This is a genomic window from Candidatus Latescibacter sp., from assembly GCA_030692375.1.
In the GTDB taxonomy this organism is placed as follows: domain Bacteria; phylum Latescibacterota; class Latescibacteria; order Latescibacterales; family Latescibacteraceae; genus JAUYCD01.
In genome coordinates this window covers 19,206-40,859 of record JAUYCD010000054.1, presented here as the reverse complement: position 1 = coordinate 40,859, position 21,654 = coordinate 19,206, and the positions used below count along the sequence as shown (strand labels likewise).

At 53.8% G+C, this 21,654-nt stretch carries 18 protein-coding genes; 17 read left to right on the top strand and 1 reads right to left on the bottom strand.

From position 1 onward, the window contains the following. Window positions 1-51: 51 nt before the first annotated feature. The 7 genes from Q8O92_03665 to Q8O92_03635 all read left to right on the top strand — a co-directional run bounded on the left by Q8O92_03665 (window position 52) and on the right by Q8O92_03635 (window position 8,781). Complete coding sequence (locus Q8O92_03665; protein MDP2982410.1) at window positions 52-1,146, top strand: uroporphyrinogen decarboxylase family protein; 1,095 nt, start codon at window positions 52-54, stop codon at window positions 1,144-1,146. Further along, window positions 1,143-1,832 (top strand): ABC transporter ATP-binding protein, encoded by a 690-nt coding sequence (locus tag Q8O92_03660; GenBank protein ID MDP2982409.1) that lies wholly within the window; start codon window positions 1,143-1,145, stop codon window positions 1,830-1,832. The genes Q8O92_03665 and Q8O92_03660 overlap by 4 nt, the downstream gene beginning before the upstream one ends. Then, on the top strand, window positions 1,825-4,212 hold the full coding sequence (locus Q8O92_03655) for an ABC transporter permease (GenBank protein ID MDP2982408.1): 2,388 nt from the start codon (window positions 1,825-1,827) through the stop codon (window positions 4,210-4,212). Before Q8O92_03660 ends, Q8O92_03655 begins: the two co-directional genes overlap by 8 nt. Window positions 4,213-4,314: 102 nt before the next feature. After that, entirely contained in the window at window positions 4,315-6,546 is a 2,232-nt protein-coding gene (locus Q8O92_03650; GenBank protein MDP2982407.1) for a hypothetical protein, read from the top strand. Between the two features lies 1 nt (window position 6,547). Further along, a complete protein-coding gene (locus Q8O92_03645; protein MDP2982406.1) occupies window positions 6,548-6,811 on the top strand; it encodes a hypothetical protein in 264 nt (87 codons plus the stop codon). Beyond that, window positions 6,792-7,805 (top strand): radical SAM protein, encoded by a 1,014-nt coding sequence (locus Q8O92_03640; protein MDP2982405.1) that lies wholly within the window; start codon window positions 6,792-6,794, stop codon window positions 7,803-7,805. The genes Q8O92_03645 and Q8O92_03640 overlap by 20 nt, the downstream gene beginning before the upstream one ends. Beyond that, window positions 7,798-8,781 carry a lysylphosphatidylglycerol synthase transmembrane domain-containing protein gene (locus Q8O92_03635; protein MDP2982404.1) on the top strand — a complete coding sequence of 328 codons (984 nt, stop codon included), beginning with the start codon at window positions 7,798-7,800 and terminating at the stop codon, window positions 8,779-8,781. Before Q8O92_03640 ends, Q8O92_03635 begins: the two co-directional genes overlap by 8 nt. On the opposite strand, the gene Q8O92_03630 is transcribed toward Q8O92_03635, so the two are convergent. Beyond that, the gene (locus Q8O92_03630) at window positions 8,699-11,824 is read right to left on the bottom strand and encodes a hypothetical protein (GenBank protein ID MDP2982403.1); all 3,126 of its coding nucleotides are present in this window, start codon (window positions 11,822-11,824) and stop codon (window positions 8,699-8,701) included. The genes Q8O92_03635 and Q8O92_03630 overlap by 83 nt on opposite strands. A gap of 142 nt (window positions 11,825-11,966) precedes the next feature. Between Q8O92_03630 and Q8O92_03625 the strand changes: the two genes are divergently transcribed. The 10 genes from Q8O92_03625 (at window position 11,967) to Q8O92_03580 (ending at window position 21,653) form a co-directional block, all read left to right on the top strand. Next, entirely contained in the window at window positions 11,967-12,305 is a 339-nt protein-coding gene (locus Q8O92_03625; protein MDP2982402.1) for a P-II family nitrogen regulator, read from the top strand. Further along, window positions 12,302-12,772, top strand: coding sequence for an arginine repressor (gene argR / locus Q8O92_03620; protein ID MDP2982401.1), 471 nt, complete (start codon window positions 12,302-12,304; stop codon window positions 12,770-12,772). The genes Q8O92_03625 and argR overlap by 4 nt, the downstream gene beginning before the upstream one ends. Beyond that, window positions 12,769-13,788, top strand: coding sequence for an N-acetyl-gamma-glutamyl-phosphate reductase (gene argC / locus Q8O92_03615; protein ID MDP2982400.1), 1,020 nt, complete (start codon window positions 12,769-12,771; stop codon window positions 13,786-13,788). The genes argR and argC overlap by 4 nt, the downstream gene beginning before the upstream one ends. Further along, window positions 13,785-14,564: an acetylglutamate kinase gene (gene argB, locus Q8O92_03610; GenBank protein ID MDP2982399.1), complete on the top strand. Its 780-nt coding sequence runs from the start codon at window positions 13,785-13,787 to the stop codon at window positions 14,562-14,564. The genes argC and argB overlap by 4 nt, the downstream gene beginning before the upstream one ends. A gap of 237 nt (window positions 14,565-14,801) precedes the next feature. After that, complete coding sequence (locus Q8O92_03605; protein MDP2982398.1) at window positions 14,802-15,992, top strand: aspartate aminotransferase family protein; 1,191 nt, start codon at window positions 14,802-14,804, stop codon at window positions 15,990-15,992. Next, window positions 15,993-17,834, top strand: coding sequence for a glycosyltransferase family 39 protein (locus Q8O92_03600; protein MDP2982397.1), 1,842 nt, complete (start codon window positions 15,993-15,995; stop codon window positions 17,832-17,834). A gap of 9 nt (window positions 17,835-17,843) precedes the next feature. Next, the gene (locus Q8O92_03595) at window positions 17,844-19,055 is read left to right on the top strand and encodes an argininosuccinate synthase (GenBank protein MDP2982396.1); all 1,212 of its coding nucleotides are present in this window, start codon (window positions 17,844-17,846) and stop codon (window positions 19,053-19,055) included. A gap of 1 nt (window position 19,056) precedes the next feature. After that, entirely contained in the window at window positions 19,057-20,466 is a 1,410-nt protein-coding gene (gene argH / locus Q8O92_03590; GenBank protein ID MDP2982395.1) for an argininosuccinate lyase, read from the top strand. Beyond that, on the top strand, window positions 20,467-20,955 hold the full coding sequence (locus tag Q8O92_03585; GenBank protein MDP2982394.1) for an N-acetyltransferase: 489 nt from the start codon (window positions 20,467-20,469) through the stop codon (window positions 20,953-20,955). It begins immediately after the preceding gene. Continuing rightward, window positions 20,952-21,653, top strand: coding sequence for an HAD-IA family hydrolase (locus tag Q8O92_03580; protein MDP2982393.1), 702 nt, complete (start codon window positions 20,952-20,954; stop codon window positions 21,651-21,653). Before Q8O92_03585 ends, Q8O92_03580 begins: the two co-directional genes overlap by 4 nt. Window position 21,654: the final 1 nt, after the last annotated feature.

Below are 21,654 nucleotides of genomic sequence, written 5' to 3'. Positions count from 1 at the left end.
CCATTTCCTTTCATAAAAATTGATCACATTGAATATAAACGGTTTGCCTGCATGTTGAATCAGCTTGAATGTTTCCACGCAACTGTTGATCACCGCGCCCATCAGGGCTTCCTCTTTTATGCTGGTTTTACTCCCCATCTTGAAAAGCGGATAAGAGAGGAATACGGCATCGGCTGCGGGGATATACGGGACTTTTTCGGTATGTACAATCCGGTCATGCCTGAGATGCTGCCGCCGGATGGATATGAGCCTCCGGATTTTTCCGTGTATTTCGAGGAAATGCATGGAGCGGAAAATGCATTCATCAATCCCCTGGGTGTTCTTGAGATTCCCGGCAGCATGTACCATTTTACGAGCTATATCAGTCCACTTCGGCATGTTCAGCGGTTTGTGGATATTGAAACCTTTCCATATCCTGGTATCAGGGGATTCTCCTCGCGCAATTTTGCCGGAGAGGTGAATAAAGCCCATGCGCTCGGAAAAGTCGCCGGATGCTGGATTGGGCACATGTATGAGGATTCCTGGCAGATCAGGGGGTATGAACAGTTTCTCATGGATATGATCGACCGCCCCGAATGGTGCGACTACATTCTGGACAGGGTGAAAGAAAGGAATCTGGAAATGGCGCGAGCCGCGGCTCATGCCGAGGTGGACTGGATCAAGACCGGGGATGATGTGGCGAACCAGAAAACCATGATGTTTTCACCGGAGCTCTGGCGAAGATTCATGAAACCACGGTGGGCGGAGGTTTTCTCTCTGGCGAGAAGCATTAAACCGGACATGCAAATCTGGTATCACAGCGACGGGAACATCGAAGCCATCATTCCCGAACTAATCGATATCGGAGTGACCATCCTCAATCCGGTTCAACCTGAATGTCTCGACCTCAAAACGGTGAAAAGAGAATACGGCGACCGCCTTGTTCTGGACGGGACCATCGGGACCCAGACCACTATGCCCTTCGGAAACCCGGAGGAAGTATCCCGTGTGGTTCGGGAACGGGCGCGTGATCTTGGATATGACGGCGCTCTTATTCTTTCGCCGACCCATGTTCTCGAGCCGGAAGTTCCTCTCGAAAACATACGGGCTTTTGTTGAAACCGCGAAGACGTTTGCGGGAGAGGGGGCAGGGGGTGAGGGTTTATGATCCGAACCAACAATCTCACGAAAACATATACTGCCGGAGAGGTGAAAACCGTCGCCCTCAGCACGGTGAATCTGGCGGTGCAGGAGGGTGAATTTGTTGCGGTCATGGGACCATCCGGCTGCGGGAAATCAACCCTGCTCAATGTGCTTGGCCTGATCGACACCCCCACCGGAGGCGAATATTATTTCCTCGGAACCGAAGTGTCGCAGCTTATCGAACGTGAGCGCGCCTCCCTGCGGAAAAAGAACATCGGATTTGTATTCCAGAACTTCAATCTCATCGAAGAGCTGACTGTGTATGAAAATGCCGAGCTCCCCCTCCTTTATCTCGGCATGCCTCCTATCAAACGGAAAAAACGGGTGCAGGAAGTTCTCGACCGGCTGGAAATCAACTCGCGTCAAAATGATTTTCCCCGCCAGCTTTCCGGCGGCCAGCAGCAGCGTGTGGCGGTTGCCAGGGCAGTGGTCACCCATCCGCGGCTGATTCTTGCCGATGAGCCTACCGGCAACCTTGACTCCCGGCACGGCGATGAGGTGATGAAACTGCTCGGCGAACTGAATGCGGAAGGCGTCACCATCGTCATGGTCACCCACTCCCCGGAATACGCCATTTACGGGCGAAGGCGTATTCATCTCTTCGACGGGCATATTGTTTCGGAAAATATCCGGGGAAAACAGTATGGTTAGGAATTACCTGAAAATCACCCTCCGCAGTCTGTCCCGGTATAAAATCTTTTCCTTCATTACCATTTCCGGGCTGGCGGTGGGAATTGCCTGCTGTTCCCTTATTTTTCTGTATGTCTGCGATGAGCTCAGCTACGACAGATATCACGCAAACGCCCGTGAGATTTTCCGGGTCGCCTGTGAATACCATACCACGGGGAAGTCGGTTCAGGTAGCGGTTACTCCGGGACCGCTGGCCTCCGCAATTAACGGTGAGTTCCGCGGATTGATCGAAGCAGTCCGGTTCTATCATGAAAGCGCCGTGGTGAGCGGGCCGGGCGGCAGTTTTCACGAGGAACGGTTCTTTTTCTGCGATCCTGCCGTTTTCACGGTTTTTACTTTTCCCCTGATTCAGGGCAGCCCTGAGCATGCTCTGGTGCAGCCTTTTTCCCTGGTTATCACAGAAGAAGCAGCCTCAAGGTATTTCGGGAAAGAGAATCCTCTCGGCAAAACGCTCACCGTGAACATCGGGGGAGAGCATGAGTACCGGATCACGGGGATCGTCAAGAATGTTCCCCGCAATTCGCATTTCCGTTTCGATTTTCTCGCATCGCTTTCAAGCCTTGCTGAAACCCAGGGGCATATTTTCCTTGACTGGCAGAGAGCAGGTTTTTATACCTACCTTCTCCTTCCGGGGAATTACAATAACCCCGGGGAGCTGGAACGAAAATTCCCCGCGCTCCTTCGAAAATACCTTGATGTGGAGGATATTTCAAGGATGCGCTTCTTCCTCCAGCCCCTCACCTCCATCCATCTCCATTCCCGCCTGGAGAGCGAAATAGAGGCCAACAGCGACATCACCTCGATCTATGCGTTTTCCGCCATTGCTTTTTTTATTCTGCTTATCGCCTGTATCAACTTTATGAATCTTTCCACCGCCCGCTCGCTCGACCGTTCCCGCGAAGTGGCTGTCCGCAAGGTGCTGGGGGCCGGACGAAGCCAGCTTGTGCTGCAGTTCGTGGGGGAGTCGGTTATTATTACTTTCATCGCTCTGGTGTTCGCATTGTCTTTTGAGGAGCTTGTCCTGCCTGTATTCAATACCCTTACCGGAAAGGACATGAGTATTCTTTACTACCATAATTTTTTCTTCCTGGGAATTCTTCTTGTTGCTGCTCTTCTGGTCGGGCTGATTTCGGGGATATATCCGGCAATATTCCTTTCACGGTTCACTCCGGCTCAGGTTTTTAAAGGGGTATTTGCTGACCGGAGATCGGGCGCTCTTTTGCGGGAGTTGTTTGTTGTCATGCAGTTTACCCTGTGCACTGTGCTCATCATTAGCGCAGGAATAATCCGGGAGCAGATGAGCTACATCAAACACAAGGATCTCGGTTTTCAGAAGGAACACATAGTGGTTATCCCCCTCAGGAGCCGGGATGCCCGGCAGAAATGCGAAGTATTTAAAACTGAGCTTCTGAAAAATCCCCATGTAATTCAAGCCGCCGCATCCTCGAATGCCCCGGGGGACCGGGATATTTCAAGGTATGAGTTCAAAGCTGAAGGTTCGCCCCCGGACCGGCTGGTAGCGATGTACGGCATCATGGCGGATTATGACTTTATTGACACGTTCGGTATCACCCTTCTGGCGGGAAGGAATTTTGCCCCTGACAGTCTATCGGACCGTGAGCGGGCTTTTCTCATCAATGAGGCCGCCGCACGGAAGCTGGGATGGGATACTGGATCTATAGGGCGGGAGCTTTCCCAGGGGATTCCGAGGAGCGGCTCGGTCATCGGCATAATGCGGGATTTTAATTTTCTCTCGCTGCATGAAACCATCGAGCCGCTCGTACTGTTCATGGCGCCGAACCGGTACCAGTATCTTTGCGTTCGCATTCTTCCGGATGCGCTCCCCGCCACACTGGACTTCATGAGAGAGTCCTGGCAAAAAATCTTTCCAGGCGGTCCTTTCGAATACTCTTTTCTCGACGAGAGCTTTAACAGTCTCTACCGCACTGATGAAAGGGTCGGCCGGATACTCGGTTATTTTGCCATGCTCTCCGTATTCATCGCCTGTATCGGATTGTTCGGGCTCACCTGGTTCACCACCGGGCAGCGCACACGGGAAATCGGAATCCGCAAAGTACTCGGGGCCTCGTATAAAAACATAATCCTTCTCCTCACGAAGGATTCGGTCAGATTGGTGATCGTCGCGGAGGTAATCGCCTGGCCGGCGGCTTATTTCATCATGCGCTCCTGGCTCGGCGCCTTTGCCTATCATACCGGCATGAATCCTTTGACATTTATAGCCGGAGGAGGTATGGCGCTGGCTGTCTTTCTCTTCACCATCAGCTTCCAGACAGTCAAAGCGGCGCGCGCCAATCCGGCAGATGCCCTGCATAATGAGTGAAAAGCTTGAAATCATGCGAATCATGGTTCAGACAATCCTTTTCTTGATTTCCGGGCGGCAAAAACCTATATTCATCCATGAATCCACCGGCCCGGAGGTTTAATGAAAATAGACAGCTCAAAGCCCAAAGCCCAAAGCCCAAAGAAAAAGACGATTTTCATCCTTCATCTTTCATCCTTTATCTCCTTCCTTTTGCTGGGATTTCTCGTTTCAGGGTACAGTAATTCTGCATTTGCCCAGAATGCAACCAATCGTTATTCAATCCTGTTCGGATGGAAAACGGAAGGCTCCCATGAGCTTCTGGCCAAACAGGCCGCCGCTTTCAAACAGATCAAGGATTTCCGCTCTCTTGCCATCAGTTTCGGCGCCCTCCTCGGACCAACTCTGATTGTTAAACAGGATAACGGCGCCCAGTTTTTGGAAGCTGCCCGTCAGGCCGGACTGGATTACATTATTCCTGCAGCCCCCGAATTCATGTTTGGTGTCGAGGCGCTCCGGAAAATGGCTGAGAGCGATTCCTTTCCCCGTTTTATTTCCGCCAATGTGGTTGACGAGAAAACCCGCCGTCCGATGGTCGATCCCTATGCGATGTGGTATGTGGCCGGCCAGAAGATTTGTATCGTGGCCCTGTCCGATACCAACATCATCCGTAATTCGAAAGATGAGAATGTCGCAGGAATCGATATCGTCTCCTACGATGAAGCGCTGAACAATCTCACGGTGAGCATGGCGCGCGAAAACCCTGATATTGTCATTGTGGCGGGCCGGATGGACCGTACGAGTATCGTGAACATGGCGGTAAAATATCCTTTTGTGAATATTTTCATCACCAATAACCAGGCGGGAGGATTTTCCGATCCGAAAGGAACTTCCACAACCGCTTTCTTTTTCGGGAAACCGGTATTTATCGGCCCGGAATCCGGGAATCAGCTCGGCATATTCAGTGTGAAAGACCAGGGCGGCGTCGAATCGAAGGAATTCATGAGCCTCACACTCGGGGACGCGTATCCCCCGGACAAGGAAATTCTCGATTCAATGAACCGTACCATCAACGAGCTGAAGCAGAAGGATACTGAAGAAACAGCGATTACCCGCACCGGCGGGGCTGTGACATCCATTCTAAAAGATATGTACAAGGCGGATGTGGTGCTCCTGGAACGGCAGAGCCTGTTCTACTATCCGCTTAAAGACAGCCTGACAATTTTCAATGTCCGCAGCGTCATCAGGCCTTTTGAGAAACTGGCGCTCTATGACTTGAAAGGCTCGGATCTGAAATCCATCGGAAAGATGAGTATAAGCCAGTCAGACCCCAGTCTCCGGCTGCTTATTTCCGGAATGACCGCCGATGGCAGGGTGGATTCCATCCCGGTTATAGACGACAGTATCTATAAGGTTCTTACCACCACCCATCTCCGCTCCGGCGGGAACGGGTACAGCCGCTTTAAAGCCGGTACCGATGAACGATTCACCAATGTAAACATGCTTGCAGCGGTGGAGCGCTATATTGTCGACAAGGATGAGCGGCTGCGCCGCGCTGCGAAACAGAAGATTTGGACGCTCAATTTGAATCTGACCGTTGGTTCCAATTTCAACAGGGTCGATGTGGATGTAAACAAGCCTAAATATGGAAGCGCCATCACCACACAACAATTCAAAGACTTGAAGGAGCAGTTTTTCGGCTATGTACGGTTTGCTTCAGAGAACAATCTGTTCAACCTTAAAAAGGATCGTCATATATTAACTGTCCAGGTCGATATGCGTTACAAGAGGCAGGGATATAAACCACCGGATAAAACCACCATCTATACAAAAACAGATGATTATCTGATGCTAAAGAACACCTATCTCTACAATATATCGTTCTTTTCATCGCAGCCGATCGCCAAGGTTACCGCCTATTCCATACTCTACTCCGGGAAGGGCAAACATCCCATAAGAATGGATATCAGCACCGGACTGCAGCGTCAGTATCCCAAAATATGGCTGGAATCCGCCTCAGTCGAGCTGAACGCATCCCGCAATTATTTCACCAACCTGAACACCCTGGGTACCAAAACTTCCTTCAAATTTAAAAAAACCTTTGCCCCCAAGTCATTTTTGACCGATCCGGCGGTGTTTACTTCCACAACCGATGTTTTCTGGGATCCGACCCCGCAGTACCATTACCGGTTCAGCCATATCAATACCAATCAATTGACCTTCAAAATATATAAGCAGTTCGGGCTGGATTTGAATGTGAGAACGTATTCTTACCGGGATAATACGATAGACAAGGCTACGCTCGGATTCGTGTATGATTTTTATCTGACCTATATGATGCAGTGGAAGCTATGAAATGGATGAAGCCGTCTGTATCCGTGAATTCGTAAAACTGGCGGAGCGGCTCGGCATTGAGATACGGTATGCTGTCGACGTGCCTTCCGGTCTTTGCATGGTGAAAGGGAAGCGGGTTTTCTTTATCGACAAAACCTTGGACCCCCCAGGCACGCTTTCTCTTTTTGTCCGCGAGATGAAAACCCTCAAACCCCTGGAGGGTGTTTTTGTGGTTCCCCTGCTCAGGAAACACCTGGGACTGGAAGATGAAACCTCGGAATGGTAGGAATCGGGTAAGAAGAGCGGCCGGTTATCTCAATGCCTGCGCGGGATTCCTCGCCCGTTCCGATCGGTCATTCGGCGCGCCGGTAAGCTGCTTTATCGAGCCGACCAATCTCTGCAATCTCCGGTGCCCGCACTGCGCCGCCGGTTCGGGCGACCTCCGGCGTTCCCGGGGAATCATGGGCATCGAACAGTTCGAACATATCATCGGAAATCTTCCCCTCGGAATAACCGATCTCTACCTCTGGGGGCAGGGCGAGCCGTTCATCGCCCCTGATTTTCTCCCCATGGTGAGCCTGGCATCCGGCCGGGGATTCCGGACGATCGTGTCGACAAACGGCCACTTTCTCGATAATCCCGGGGACATTATCGCGAGCGGCCTCCATACCTTGATTGTATCCCTTGATGGAGTCGACCCGGAAACCTACGAATCCTATAGGATTGGAGGTTTTTACCATAAGGTTCTGGAGGGGATACGCGGTGTATCGGAAGCAGCAGCCCGTGAAAGGTCCGGCCCGGAAATCGAGCTCCAGTGCGTGGTAAACAGCCGGAATGAAAAGGACCTCAAGCAATTCAAAACGCTGGCCCGGTCGCTGGGTGCGCACCGTACGGTGTTCAAAACTCTCCAGGTTTCTTCCCTTTCCGGGGGAGAATCATTAAGCTCCTACCTTCCCGGCGACCCGAATCTCACCCGTTACCGGAAGATGAAACGCGGGAAAGATATACGGCTTGAAACCGACCGCCGACGGGTGCTCCGGGATCGCTGCCTGAGATTGTATTACAGCCTGCAGGTTGACTGGGAAGGGAATGTGGTTCCCTGCTGTTTCGACAAGAACAGCGAATATACCATGGGGAACCTCCTCGGCGAATCATTTGAATCTATCTGGAATGGGGAGTGGTACCGGGCTTTCAGAAATGTATTAAACCGGCAGGGACGGGTGCTCCCCATGTGCCGCAACTGCACCGAAGGCCTTCGGAGGATGAATATACATGCCTGAGTGGGTGAAAAGCCTCTCTGTCCGCTTCCGCCGCTTTTACAGTGTGGCGCGGTTCATCGTGGTAATTGCCCTTTTTGCGGTGCTGCTTCATGTAGTGAAGCTCTCGGAGATAACCGCCGCTTTTAAGCAGGCCAGGCCGCAGTACCTGATTCTGGCTCTTCTCCTCCTGCCCCTTAGTCTGTGTCTCCAGGTATTCAAGTGGAGGTATATCCTCGGCGCAGTGAACACAAAACCGCCGCTCAGGTCGGTAATCATCTCGCTGTTCGGCGGTTTTTTTCTGGGGGCGGTTTCTCCGGCCCGGTCGGGGGAATTTGCCAGGGGTTTTCTCGTACCAGGGCACTCCCGGATGAAAATCGCTTCGCTCACCCTGCTGGAAAAGGGGCTGAACCAGGCCATGATCTACTGTTTCGGGTTGATTGCGCTTATTTTTCTGCTCCCTCATCCATTCAAAGCGCTTCCGATTATTGCTGAAATCCTGCTCATGGTCATACTGTTCAATATCGACCGGCTCCGTCCGCATCTGGTAAAGATTGTGCGGCGGTTCTCGACTGAAGACACAGTCAGGAATTCTCTTTCCGCATTTGATGCCCTTACAGCCGGGAAAACCGGGATCATGCTATTCCTTTCCCTGATCTTTTACCTGGTCTATAGTATTCAGTATTACTGCCTCTTCCTCTGTTTTACCGATCTTTCCTGGCAGACGGCATGTAAAACCATACCGGTCATTTATCTGGTGAATGTTCTCCTGCCGATCTCTGTCGGCGACCTGGGGATCAAGGAAATGACCTCCATCAAACTGCTCGCGCCCTTCGGTATCGCTGCCGGAGCCGCTTTCAGCGCTTCGCTCACTCAGAACGTGCTGACCTTTATCATCCCCAGCTTTATCGGGGGTGTCATGATTGCAGCTTCTCGTCTGCGGCCTCTTCGAGGAGCCCGGCCATCAGACGGCTGTACTGTTCCTGAGTCAGGGAAATGACATCTTCCAGCTTTTTCCGAAATCGTCGTACATTCCTGAACCCCAGGAGCCGGGCCGCACGGGCCAGGTCCACCCCCGGCTGCGGCAGGGTGTTTACCGCTCTCCCCGAACCGATTCTCAGAGCCTTTTCGGTATCCTGAAGAAACCGGTATGATTCCGTGAGCGTCAGGGCGTCATGACGGTCGATGAGACGGGCGGCGCTGAGCGCTTTAATAATGTCCAGCGTATGACGGCGACGTATTTCCGGTTTTTCCTTTCCATAATGAACAGTGCGGGCCTGCACTGCAAAGTCAATATCCGCCAGACCTCCCGGACCGGATTTCACATTGATCTGGCCCGGATACCGTTTCTGCGAGCTTTCCGCCATTTTGGCCCGGATGTCCAGAATCCGGCTGATTTCCGCGCGGGTCAATCTTCCGCTGTAGACGAAGCGGCTGACGGTTTTTTCGATATCTGCGGCCAGCCGGTCGTTCCCCGCCACCGGTCTCGCCCGCATCAGGGCCAGCCTCTCCCATTCCACCGCCCGGGTATCCAGGTATTTCCTGTATTCATCCAGCGAGATCGCAAGAACCGAGGTTCCTCCTTCCGGCCGAAGCCGGGTATCCACATCGTATATTTTGTTGACCCCTCCGCCTCCGGTGATAAGGGAGAGGATAAGACGGGCAAGCTTCACCGAATATTCGGATATTTCCGCCTCATTCTCTTTCACGGCAGCGCTCCGGTAAACGAAAATGAGGTCAAGGTCGGAACCGAAATCCATCACCCCGGCGCCCAGCCTTCCCGCAGCCAGCACGGTAAATGCATAATCACGGCGGCGTGAGAAATCCGTACCGCCGAGAAGACTGAAAGCCCTGCCATACACAGTTTTCACGATACATTCCGCCAGGACGGCCAGATTGGCGAAAGTTTCGCAGGTTTCCTCAAGCCCCGTTATGCTTCTCGAACCGATGCGCAGCTCCTCGCGGTTTTTAACCAAGAGGCAGGCTTTGGTGAATTCCTCGTTCGACTCATGCTCGCGATCGACAGCACGAAGTTCTTTCAGGATTTTACCTTCATCCGGCGGATTGCGAATCTCGCCAACTTCCACAAGCCAGTCAAGGAGCGAGGGGTCTTTGACCAGTATATCGGTCAGAAATACCGAGCCGTGCGCAATGGCGGCCAGAAGTTCCATGAAGCGCGGGCTTTCGGCAAGTACATCGAACAGGGTGTACCGTGCGGAATAGGAATCCACGATATGGGTGAGACGCTCCAATGCACCCCCGGGGTCCGGCAGATCGGAAAGGGTCCTGAGCAGCATGGGAACGAACCGTTCGACAGAAGGGTGGATGGCGGCTTCACCCCCCGGTTCATTGCCGGTGACCAGCCGGAAAAGATACCGAGCGCTCTCCCCCGGTTCTGGGAACCCCAGACTTTCCAGGAATCGCTTCTCCTGATCATTACCGGCCTGACCCAGGGCCGCCTCGATCGCCATTTCATCAAATGAATCATGACTGCCGGGTGAGAATATGTCCCGGTATATGGCCCGCACCTGTTCACGGAGTTCTTCGATCTCGCGCCTGATATCCCCCCTGCCTTCGGTTTCCCCCCTTAATACGGGGGGACAGGGGGGATTTTCCCCGCTCTCATAACCGATGAATTCCGCCAGTTCGTTCAGGTCGGAAAGGGTATCGGGAAGGGTGAAAGCCGGGAGAAGTTCTTTCCATTGAAGAGCGTTCTCTGTCTGACGGTATCTCCGATAGGCGCCGGACAGGATGCGGTGCTCGTCTTTGCTCAACGCTCCCGCCTTATGAAGTTTGCCCGCCGCAGGTATGGTTCCGGAAGCGCGCACTTCGGGATGCATGCCGCCCATGAGAAGCTGCAGGCACTGCACGATGAACTCGATATCACGAATGCCGCCGGGCATGAGCTTCAAGTGGGTTTTCTTGCTTCCTTCCACGATCATGCGCGCCTCGATCTGGTTTTTCAGCGCCACTATTTCACGGTTCGGGCTGCGGGTGATGGTGGTGGTGAAAATGAACCGTTCAAGGGAACGGAGAAATTCCCCGGCGGCTTCCCGGTCTCCGGCTACCGGGCGGGCTTTCAGGAGCATCTGGCGCTCCCAGGCTTCTCCGCGCATTTCCAGGTAGCGGAAGTAATCCCCGGTCGAGCGGACCAGCGGTCCCGAGGAGCCGTCGGCCCGAAGCCGAGTATCCACACGGTAGAGCATCCCCGCATCGGTCGCTTCTGAGAGGAAACGGGTCAGGCGCTCGGCAAGAAGAGTATGGAAAGTAATCCGATCGTCGTTTCCCTGATTTTCCGATTCACGGTAAAGGTAGATAAGATCGATGTCTGAGCTGACATTCAACTCCATTCCGCCGAGCTTGCCCAGGCCGAGGACGATGAGGGAATGAGACTCAGGCTTTATCCCGCATTTTGCAGGAAGATCTTCCAGAGCCGCATCCAGACAGGCTTCGATAACCGACTCGGCGAGGAGAGAGAGTTCGGCATTTATCTCGGAAATATCCGTTTGAGGATCTGCGTTGCGTGCGCAGATGCGGATGAGCTGCACTGTATGCATACGGTGAATTGCCCGTATCTTTTCGGAAATGAGTCTATGATTTCCGGTGAGCACCCGGATGGCATCCCGGTAGTATGCCCGGTCGAGCTGAGGCGTGAGCGGATTTTCCAGGGATGCCAGAAGAGAAATCAACGAAGGGTCTCCGGTAAGTCTTCCTGTTAATGCTCCGCTCCAGGAGAAAATTATTGCCAGTATGTCTGACAAAACTCGGGAATCTTCCGGCGCGGCCAGACTATTCCCAGCCGATCGCAGGAAACGCTCCAGCCGCAGGAGCCCCCGGTTCGGGGAAGGCAACTGGATGATCGCGGCCATGATACGAAAAACGGCGTAAGGGGATTTAGATGAATATATATTCAATATTATTTGAATTTCACGAATAGTTTCCGGCGGAACTCCGCGGGAGAGGAGAATACCAGGGTCGCCCCGGGACAATTCGATGATGCCGGAGGAGAGAATATCCGATAAGCGCTGGTTTATTACAGGCATGAATCGTATTCCTTTCCCTGTAAAATTAGTGAACAAGGAAAGAAAATGCAAGAACTCCCCAAAAATAACTTGCATTCTTATTGAATAATTATTAATTTATTGCATTACAAAACACTATTTCCTTCATTCCGGGATCGCCTGCATGAAAAAGATTGAAGCCTATATCCGCCCGTTCAAACTTGATGAGGTCAAGGATGCCCTCACCCGGGTCGGGGTCAAAGGTATGTCCGTCTCCGAGGTAAAGGGATTCGGGCGTCAGCGGGGTCATAAGGAAATCTACCGCGGCAGCGAGTATACAGTGGATTTCCTGCCGAAAATAAAGATAGAAATCATTGTCAAGGACAATGAGCTGGAAAATGCGATCGATGCGATTATGGAAAGCGCAGCCACAGGAAAGCTCGGAGATGGGAAAATATTCATTTATGATGTGCTCGACGCCATAAAGATTCGAACCGGAGAGAGCGGGGAAACGATTCTATGAACGCTAAAGACAAACGTCACGAAGTCATCCGAGCCATCCTTGAGAATCGTTCCGGTTCCACGCAGGAAGAAATCAAGGAAATTCTGGAAAGCCGGGGTATTTACGCCAGCCAGTCAACCCTTTCCCGCGATCTCCGTGAAATGGGAGCGGTGAAGATCCCCCTGGAGGATGGGGGAGCGAAGTACATGCTTACCGGCCCGGAACATGGAGGATTGGGGCTCAGCGAGATAGGCCGCGCTGTGCAGAATTTCGCGGTTGATTATGAGCCGGTCGGCAATTTCCTGGTAATACGGACCACAGCGGGAAACGCTCAGGCGTTGTGTGTAATTCTGGACCGTCAGAAGTGGAGTGAAATAGTGGGGACAGTTGCAGGTGATGACACCATTCTGGTAATCGCCCGCACTGAGGACGATATCAAGAGTGTGGTGTCCAGGCTGGAACAATCTGTCAAAGAGGAAACTGTATGATCCGCGCAGGAATCTACGGCGGTTCCGGGTATACGGGGCAGAGGCTGGCGTACTACCTTTCACGGCATACTCAGGTGGAGATTGCTTTCATCACCTCCCGTCAGGACAAAGGGAAGCGTATGTCCGAATTGTATGGCTCGCTTGGGCGCATGTGCGATCTGGTGTTTTCGGATCCGCAGGATGTGAAGGGTATAGATATCGATGTCCTTTTCACCTGCGCCCCGGACCAGACCTCCATGCGGGTGGTTCCCGGATTCTATGACCGGGGCATCGCCATTGTCGATCTGGCCGGCGACTACCGGATGGACTCCGCCGAGGCTTACTGTTGCTGGTACGGCGAGGTGCACGAGTCGCCCGATTACATCGACAAGGCTGTCTATGGTCTCACCGAGGTCTACCGTCACCGGATCAGGGAATCGCGGTTTGTTTCCAATCCGGGCTGTTATCCCACCTCGGTGCTCCTGGGGCTGTTCCCGCTCCTGCGGGCCGGGCTGATAGTCTGCGACGCCATCCATGTGAATTCCATCAGCGGCATCAGCGGCGCGGGACGGACGCTGAAAATGTTCAAGCATTTCTACGAGGCCGATTCCAATGTTATGCCCTACAGCCTGGGGCGCAGCCACAAGCATGTAGGTGAAATCGAGCAGGAGCTTTCCAAGATCGCCGGGGAAAGCTGTATGATCACCTTTGCTCCCCATGTGGCGCCGATGAAAACGGGGATTGTATCGACCATGCTGGTCACCTTGAAAAAATCCCTTACGAAAAATGAAATCGACCGGCTGTACCGTGAAACCTTCGCGGGAGAATTTTTCGTGCGCTATCACAGCGACTCAACCCCGGAAAGCAAGTTTGTGGCCGATACCAATTTCTGCGATATCGGAACCAGCCTTGCCGAGGGGACCGATAAATTGATCGTTATATCCGCCATCTGTAATTTAGGTAAGGGAGCTTCCGGGCAGGCTGTGCAGAATATGAATGTCATGTTCGGATTCGATGAGAAGGATAGTCTCTTGTGAGCGGAAAAATCGTGGTAAAAATGGGCGGGTCCACTCTGGATGACGAGTTTATTCTAGAACAGTTTGCCACAGCCCTTACCATGATTCCTCAAGACCGTGATGTGGTTGTAGTCCACGGCGGCGGGAAAGACATAGGACGTCAGCTCGACCGCATGGGCAGGCAGTTTCAGTTCATCGATGGGCTCCGGGTGACAGACGGCGACACCATCGATGTGGTGGAGATGGTGCTTTCCGGGCTGGTCAACAAATGGATCGTGCGCGCCCTGGAAAGAGAAGGAGTGAGAGCGGCCGGCATCAGCGGCACCGACCTGGGGCTGTTCCATGCCGCCAAGCTGACATCGAAAGGCGGCGACCTCGGGTATGTGGGTATGATTGTGGATGTTAATACCGAGATTATCGAAGTTCTCCTTGCACAGCGAATTGTCCCTGTGGTTTCACCCATTTCCATCGGACCGGAATGCCGGGCATACAATGTGAATGCCGATCATGCCGCCCAGAAGCTCGCCGAGGTCTGGAAAGCCGACGACCTTATTTATATCACCGATGTCCCCGGCATAAAAATCGGCGGGCAGGTGCGGCCGCGAATCGGTATCGGGGAAGTCGATCATTTGATAGAAACTGGTGAGGTCACCGGGGGCATGATTCCCAAGCTCAGAAGCTCCGCTGCGGCGGTAAAAAATGGGGTGGGCCGGGTGCATATCATCGGCTGGAAAGGCCCGGAGAGCATCATGGATTCCCTGCGCCAGGAAGTGCATTGGGGAACGGTGATTTATTGATAAAGCAGGCGCAAAGCAGCCCCCTTCCTGTCCTTTGGACATCCTTCCCCCGGAGGGGGCAGGAACATATTGTGAAGCAACGACTTCCCTTGCCCCCTTCGGGGGAAAGGGACAGAGGGTTAGGGGGCTGTATCGAGCTTATCATTTTTTCATTTAGACCCTGAAACAAGTTCCGGGTGACACGTGTCATGCCGAACTTGTTTCGGTATCTAAATTTTTTACAAAAAGGAACGAACATTGACCACACAGGATATTATCGGGAAAACCGAGCAGTTTGTGCTGAAAACCTACGGACGTAAGCCGCTCGCTTTCGAGAAGGGGGAGGGTGTGACCCTCTGCGACACCGGCGGCAGCCTTTACCTTGATTTTGCAAGCGGACTGGGGGTGAACGCTCTGGGGTACGCCCACCCGCTGGTCTCCGCGCTGATTAAAAAGCAGGCGGATCTGGTAATCCATACATCGAACCTGTACCACATTCCCTCTCAGGCGCTTCTGGCGGAAAAAATCTGCGGAACCTGTTTCGGGGAGCGGGTTTTTTTCTGCAACAGCGGGACTGAGGCTGTCGAGGGCGCATTGAAATTCGCTCGGAAATGGGGGAAAAAATTTACCAGGCCCAAAATCGGTTTCGTGGCTTTTAAAAACTCTTTCCACGGCCGCACGATGGGCGCTCTATCCGCCACCATGCAGGAAAAGTACCAGAAAGCGTTCGAGCCGCTGGTGCCCGGTTTCCGGGAAGCTGTATTCAATGATATCGATTCGGTGAAAAACGCGGTTACCGATGAAACCGCAGCGGTGATCATCGAGCCGCTCCAGGGAGAAGGCGGAGTGAGCCTTGCCGCGCCGGAATTCATGAAAGCCCTGGAAACGCTCTGCCGGGAGCGGGAGATGCTCCTCATCGTTGACGAGGTGCAGTGCGGAATGGCCCGTACCGGGAAACTTCATGCCTACACCCATTACGATGTCACTCCGGACATCATGACCCTTGCCAAGCCGCTCGCCGGCGGGCTGCCCATCGGGGCGGTTGTGACAGGACCGCGTGTCTGGCCGGAAATAAAACCCGGCGAACATGCATCCACCTTCGGGGGGAACCACTTTGTCACCGGAGTGGCATGCGGAGTGTTCGACCTGCTCAGCGATCCCTCATTCGTGCGGTCGGTGGCGGAAAAGGGAGAATACCTCCGGGCTGGACTGGTGCGCCTTGCGGAGAAATATCCCTCGATAAAGGAAATCCGGGGGAAAGGCCTTCTCATGGGAACGCTGGTGGAATTTCCCGCCTCCGAAGCGGTGGAATTCTTTGAAAAGGAGAAGATACTGATCTGCGCCGCAGGTCAGCAGGTGGTGCGTTTCATCCCTCCGCTGATAGTGGACAGGGGAGATATAGACCGTGTTCTGGATACATTCGACCGCTTCCTCTCCGGGAGAACATAAGTGCCTGAAAAGGCCAAAAAAACATTTGATTACACACTCTGGGCGCTCCTGGCGATTCTGCTTGTCAACGCCCTGCTCAAGTGGCGTTTTTTCTGCGGGCTGACCCAGGCGGACGATTTCTCCTATGGAGTGTACAGCTATTCTTTTTTCCGGCTGCCCCTGCCCTGGGATATGAGCATGGATTTCCGGGCGCTCCGGTTGTCCCTTCTTTTGCCGGTCAGTCTGCTGTTCAGAATTTTCGGACTGTCGGAATTTATCGCTATTCTCTATCCCATGCTCCTCTCGTTCGTGACTATCGTGCTGGGATTCCTAATCGGGCGGAAGCTGTACGGGCCGTATGCGGGGATGCTCGGCGCTTTTGTGCTGGCCACATTTCCAGGGGATGTGGTCTACGGTACGATGCTCCTCCCCGATACAATTGTGCCCTTTTACCTCGCACTCGCAGTCTGGGCTTTTCTCACCGCCGAAGAAAGCCGGGGATCGAAGGCAAAATGGTGGTATCTACTGGTGGGGGTAAGCGTGTTTCTGGCTTTCAACGCCCGTGAGAATTCCTACTATTTCCTGCTTTTTTTCCTTCCCTTTGCGTTCAGCTCTTCGCGATGGAAGCGCGGGCTGTACCTGGTGGGAGCGGGATTTGCAGCGCCGGTGCTCCTGCTCTATCTGGTTTATGCGTTCAAATCGGGGGATTTCCTGTTCAACATTCACTTGGCAGAGCACCAGCGGGACCCGCTCATTCAGTCCGGGTATATCCCGAAAAATTCATTGAACTGGTTCACCAACCTGAGATATATGTTCCCCGGATTTTTCCAGGGCATGGATGGGAAATTGCCCTTCCTGAGCAGCTTGTTCGGCTACACCTTTTATTTCGGCATCCTCTGCGTTGGGTATGCGGCCTGGAAGGGAATAAGCCGGCGTTCCTGGAAATTGCTGATCGTTCCCTGGTGGTTTCTCATCGGGTATCTGTTCCTGGAATTTGGCAGTGTTTCGTTCACCTCGTTCCAGATGATGGTGAAACTCCCCAGGTTCCTGCTTACCGTTACCCCCCCGATGGCCATTGCCTGCGGTCTCGTGATGAATGACGCCCTGGGTCTGGGAGCCAGGAAGGTGCGCAGACTCTCTGACTTCAAGATTCGATGGGTTGGCGGCGGTATTGCGCTTGCGGCCCTGGCCTGGCTTCTTTTCACTTCGTACGGAGCGGCCCGGGGCCAGAAAGATTCGCTTGCATACAACATGCACCAGTACCGGTGGGCTTATCGGGAAGTGCTGAAGAACCGCCCGCACCTTCCCCTCTACGGGACAGGCGGGTGGTGGTGGAACAAGCTTTCGCTCTGGTATCTGCCCGATATCCGCTTCGCCGACATGCCCTGGAGGCGCTCTGACATGCTGCGTGACCTCAAGGCGGTGAAAAATCCGACAGACTTGGGAGGCTCGTACATCATTCTCGACCGTACCAATTTCACCGGCCAGAACGACCTCCGGATACGGCATTCCTATGATGATTTCGGGACCTGGGTGCTCCTGCCTCCCCGGGAATGGAAGCTCCTCGGCGATAGTGAACATGTGGAGATTTACGAAGTACCCGCCGGCTGGACTTACCGTGAGACGGACGGGAAAGAGCTTGCCAACGGTTCTCTTTTGTTCGCGCTTTCCGAGGACGATCCCATGCTCTTTCTCTATAATCTTCATCCGGATTTTCTGGCAAAGCTGACACAGGAGAAGTTCTGGGGCCTGTTCAACGTGTTGAAAAATACGGCTGACCCGCAGCGGGCCGATCTTTTGAATAACCGTCTCGAATACAAAGAGAACAAAGGCAAATGGAAGATACTGTTCAAACTGGATTGAGGAGACAGTATGAATAATGTAAAAAAGGTGGTGCTTGCATATTCCGGCGGTCTGGACACTTCGATCATCATCCCCTGGCTCAGGGAGAATTATCACTGCGAGGTCATCGCCATGGCCGCAGATGTGGGACAGGGTGAGGAATTGGACGGCCTGGAGGAGAAGGCGCTCAAATCCGGCGCGTCCAAGATTTACATCGAAGACCTCCGGGAGGAATTTGCCTCCGAGTTCGCTTTCCCGACCATGATGGCCGGGGCGGTGTACGAGGGGAAATATCTCCTGGGCACTTCGTTCGCACGGCCCCTTATCGCCCGCCGTCAGGTGGAGATCGCCCGGAAAGAAAACGCCGACGCTGTCTCGCACGGCGCCACCGGCAAGGGGAACGACCAGGTGCGGTTCGAGCTGGCCTATAAAGCCTTCGCCCCCGATCTGGCCATCATCGCGCCCTGGCGTGAGTGGAATATCAAGAGCCGCGAGGATGCCATCGAATACGCCGCCGCTCGGAACATACCGATTGCCCAGACGAGAGAGAAGATTTACTCCCGCGACCGTAATCTCTGGCATATCAGCCATGAGGGCGGAAAGCTCGAGGACCCCTGGAACGAACCTCCGGAAGATGTCTATGTTCTGACCGTTTCCCCGGAAGCGGCCCCGGACAAGCCTGAATACATCGAGATCGGGTTCGAGCAGGGGCGGCCGGTTTCCCTGGACGGCGTCCTGTGCGGCCCGGTGGAAATTATTGAGAAGCTGAATACTGTTGCAGCTCGGAACGGAGTGGGACGCGCCGATATCGTGGAAAACCGCCTGGTCGGCATGAAATCACGCGGAGTGTATGAGACGCCAGGAGGGACAGTGCTGTATGAAGCGCATGGCGCCCTCGAAATGCTGACTCTCGACCGTGACACGCTCCATTACAAGCAGGGAGCAGCGCTCCGTTACGCCGAACTGGTCTATTTCGGCAAATGGTTCAACCCGCTCCGTGAGGCCCTTGACGCTTTTGTAGCCAGCACCCAGCGCCGGGTAACAGGGACTGTGCGTGTCAAGCTCTACAAGGGAAACTGTACCGCGGTCGGGGTAAAAAGTCCGTACTCGCTCTACCGTGAGGATATAGCCACATTCTCGCGGGATGCGGTTTACAACCAGGCGGATGCACGGGGATTCATCAACCTTTTCGGCCTGCCGGAGACTGTGAGCGCCCGGTTCCGGAACTTGGGAGATCATTAACATGGCGGATACGACCCCAAAACCACTCTGGGGCGGACGGTTCAGCGAGGACCCGTCACAGGGCATGGTGGAGTTTGGAGCATCAATCGATGTGGATATCGAGCTTCTCCGGGTGGATATCCTGGGGAGCATTGTCTGGGCCGAGGCCCTTGAAAAAGCCGGAATTCTTTCAGTCAGAGAGCGGAGAAAAATCGTATCCGGCCTTAAGGAAGTTCAAAAGTCCATGGAAACGGATATAGCCAAACCGGGGTATGTTTTTGATCGCTCGACAGAGGATGTGCACATGACGGTGGAGGCTCGTCTTACCGCGCTTATCGGCGAAACCGGCGCCAAACTCCATACGGGACGGTCGCGGAACGATCAGGTGGCGCTCGATGAGCGGCTCTACCTTCTCGGCGCTTTGGATAGCCTGGGCGATTCCATCCGGATGCTCCAGGAGAGCATCGTGGCATGCGCCGAGAACCATGCGGATGATATAGTTCCATCGTACACTCATCTCCAGCAGGCGCAGCCGGTGCGTCTCGGCCACTATATTATGTCCTGGTTCTGGATGCTGGAGCGTGACCGGGAGCGCTTCCTCGACTCCCGGAAGCGCGCCGACAAGTGCCCGCTCGGCTCCGGCGCGGTTGCCGGAAGCGGATTTGCTGTCGACCGTGAATTCATCGCCGAAAAGCTCGGCTTTTCGGGAGTGACCGAGAACAGCATGGATGCGACCTCCGACCGGGATTACTTGGTCGAGACTCTGTCCGCCGCTTCGATACTCATGATGCACCTTTCCCGGATATGCGAGGACCTCATAATCTGGTCTTCCGCCGAATTCGGATTTGTGAAATTGTCCGATCGGTATTCAACCGGCTCATCCATGATGCCGCAGAAGAAAAATCCTGACTCCCTGGAGCTTATCCGGGGCAAAACGGGGCGCGTGTACGGCAATCTCATGGCTCTCCTAACCGTTATGAAAGGGCTGCCGTTCAGCTACTGCCGGGATATGCAGGAGGACAAGGAGCCTTTCTTCGACACCCTGAAGACGGTTTCAGATTGCCTTCTGATCCTGAACGGCGTGGTTCGGACGATGGTTTTCAATACCGCACGGATGGAAGCGGCCATAGACCGGAGCATGTTTGCCACCGATCTTGCCGACTATCTTACCCGGAAAGGAATGCCGTTCCGGAAAGCCCATGAGACCGCCGGGAAGCTGGTTCGTTGGGCGCAGGAGAACGAAACGACCCTGGACCGGATACCGACGGAGGTCTACAAGAAGCATTCCGAACTTTTTGAAGACGATATCGGGAAAATATTCGATCTGCGGGTATCCGCCGACTGCCGCACAGTGACAGGCGGCGCCGGGATGGATGCGCTGCATAAACAGATTATGCAAGCAAAGAGAATCCGGGCAAAGGAGGATGTATAGTTGATAGAAGTAAACGCAGCAGTGGTGAGAAAAGCGCGGGTGGTCGATGTCCCGGCCATTGCGGAAATTGTGAACTGTCAGGCCCAGAAAGGACTCATGCTCCCGCGGCCTCTCGCCTGGATATATGATAACATCCGTGATTACATGGTGGCCGAGGTCGATGGAGAGATGATCGGCTGCGGGGCGCTGCATGTCATGTGGTCGGATCTGGCGGAGATACGGGGCCTCGCACTCCGTGAAGATTGCATCGGCAAAGGATATGGCCGTCCCATCGTCGAATTGCTTCTCGCTGAAGCCGGAGAACTGGGAATCGAGCGTATTTTTGTGCTGACCTACAAAGAGAAGTTCTTTGAGCGCCTGCATTTCAAGGTGATCGACAAATCGGAGCTTCCTCATAAAATCTGGAGCGACTGTGTGAACTGCGTGCATTTTCCAAACTGCAATGAAATCGCCATGATTTATCTGGTAAAAAACGGGGAATGCGCATGATCAAGGCAGTGGTTTTTGACCTGGATAACACGCTCATGGATTTCATGGCCATGAAGGAGAGCGCCATCACCGCCGCGGTCACCGCAATGATCGACTCCGGACTGGTCATGGACCCGAAAGAAGCCAAACGGGAGCTTTATGCCATTTATGACAAGAAGGGCATCGAGTTTCAAAAGGTGTTCGACAACTTTCTCCAGGAGCACCTGGGGTATATAGACTTCAAGATTCTGTCGAGCGGCGTGGTGGCATATCGACGGGCGCGCGAGGCATCACTCGTTCTCTACCCTCATGTAAACATGACTCTGACCGGGCTTCTCCGAAGGGGATTGAAACTTGCAGTGCTCTCCGACGCCCCCTGCCGTGAGGCCTGGCTGCGGGTGTGCTACCTCCAGTTGCAGCATGTTTTCGATTCGGTTATCACGTTCGAGGATACGGGGTATAAGAAGCCTCACCCTATCACTTTCCGCAAGGTGCTCACAACGATCGACTGCGAGCCCCAGGATACCATCATGGTCGGGGACTGGCCTGAACGCGACCTGGTCGGGGCGCGCGAAGTGGGAATGCACACCATATTCGCCCGCTACGGCTTCGTATTCGACCGCCCGTCAGTGGGGAAAGAAGGCGCGGAGTATGTGATCGATGACATCCGGGAGATACTCGCCATCATCGATGAACTGAACGGAACGAAGGGAGAATGAA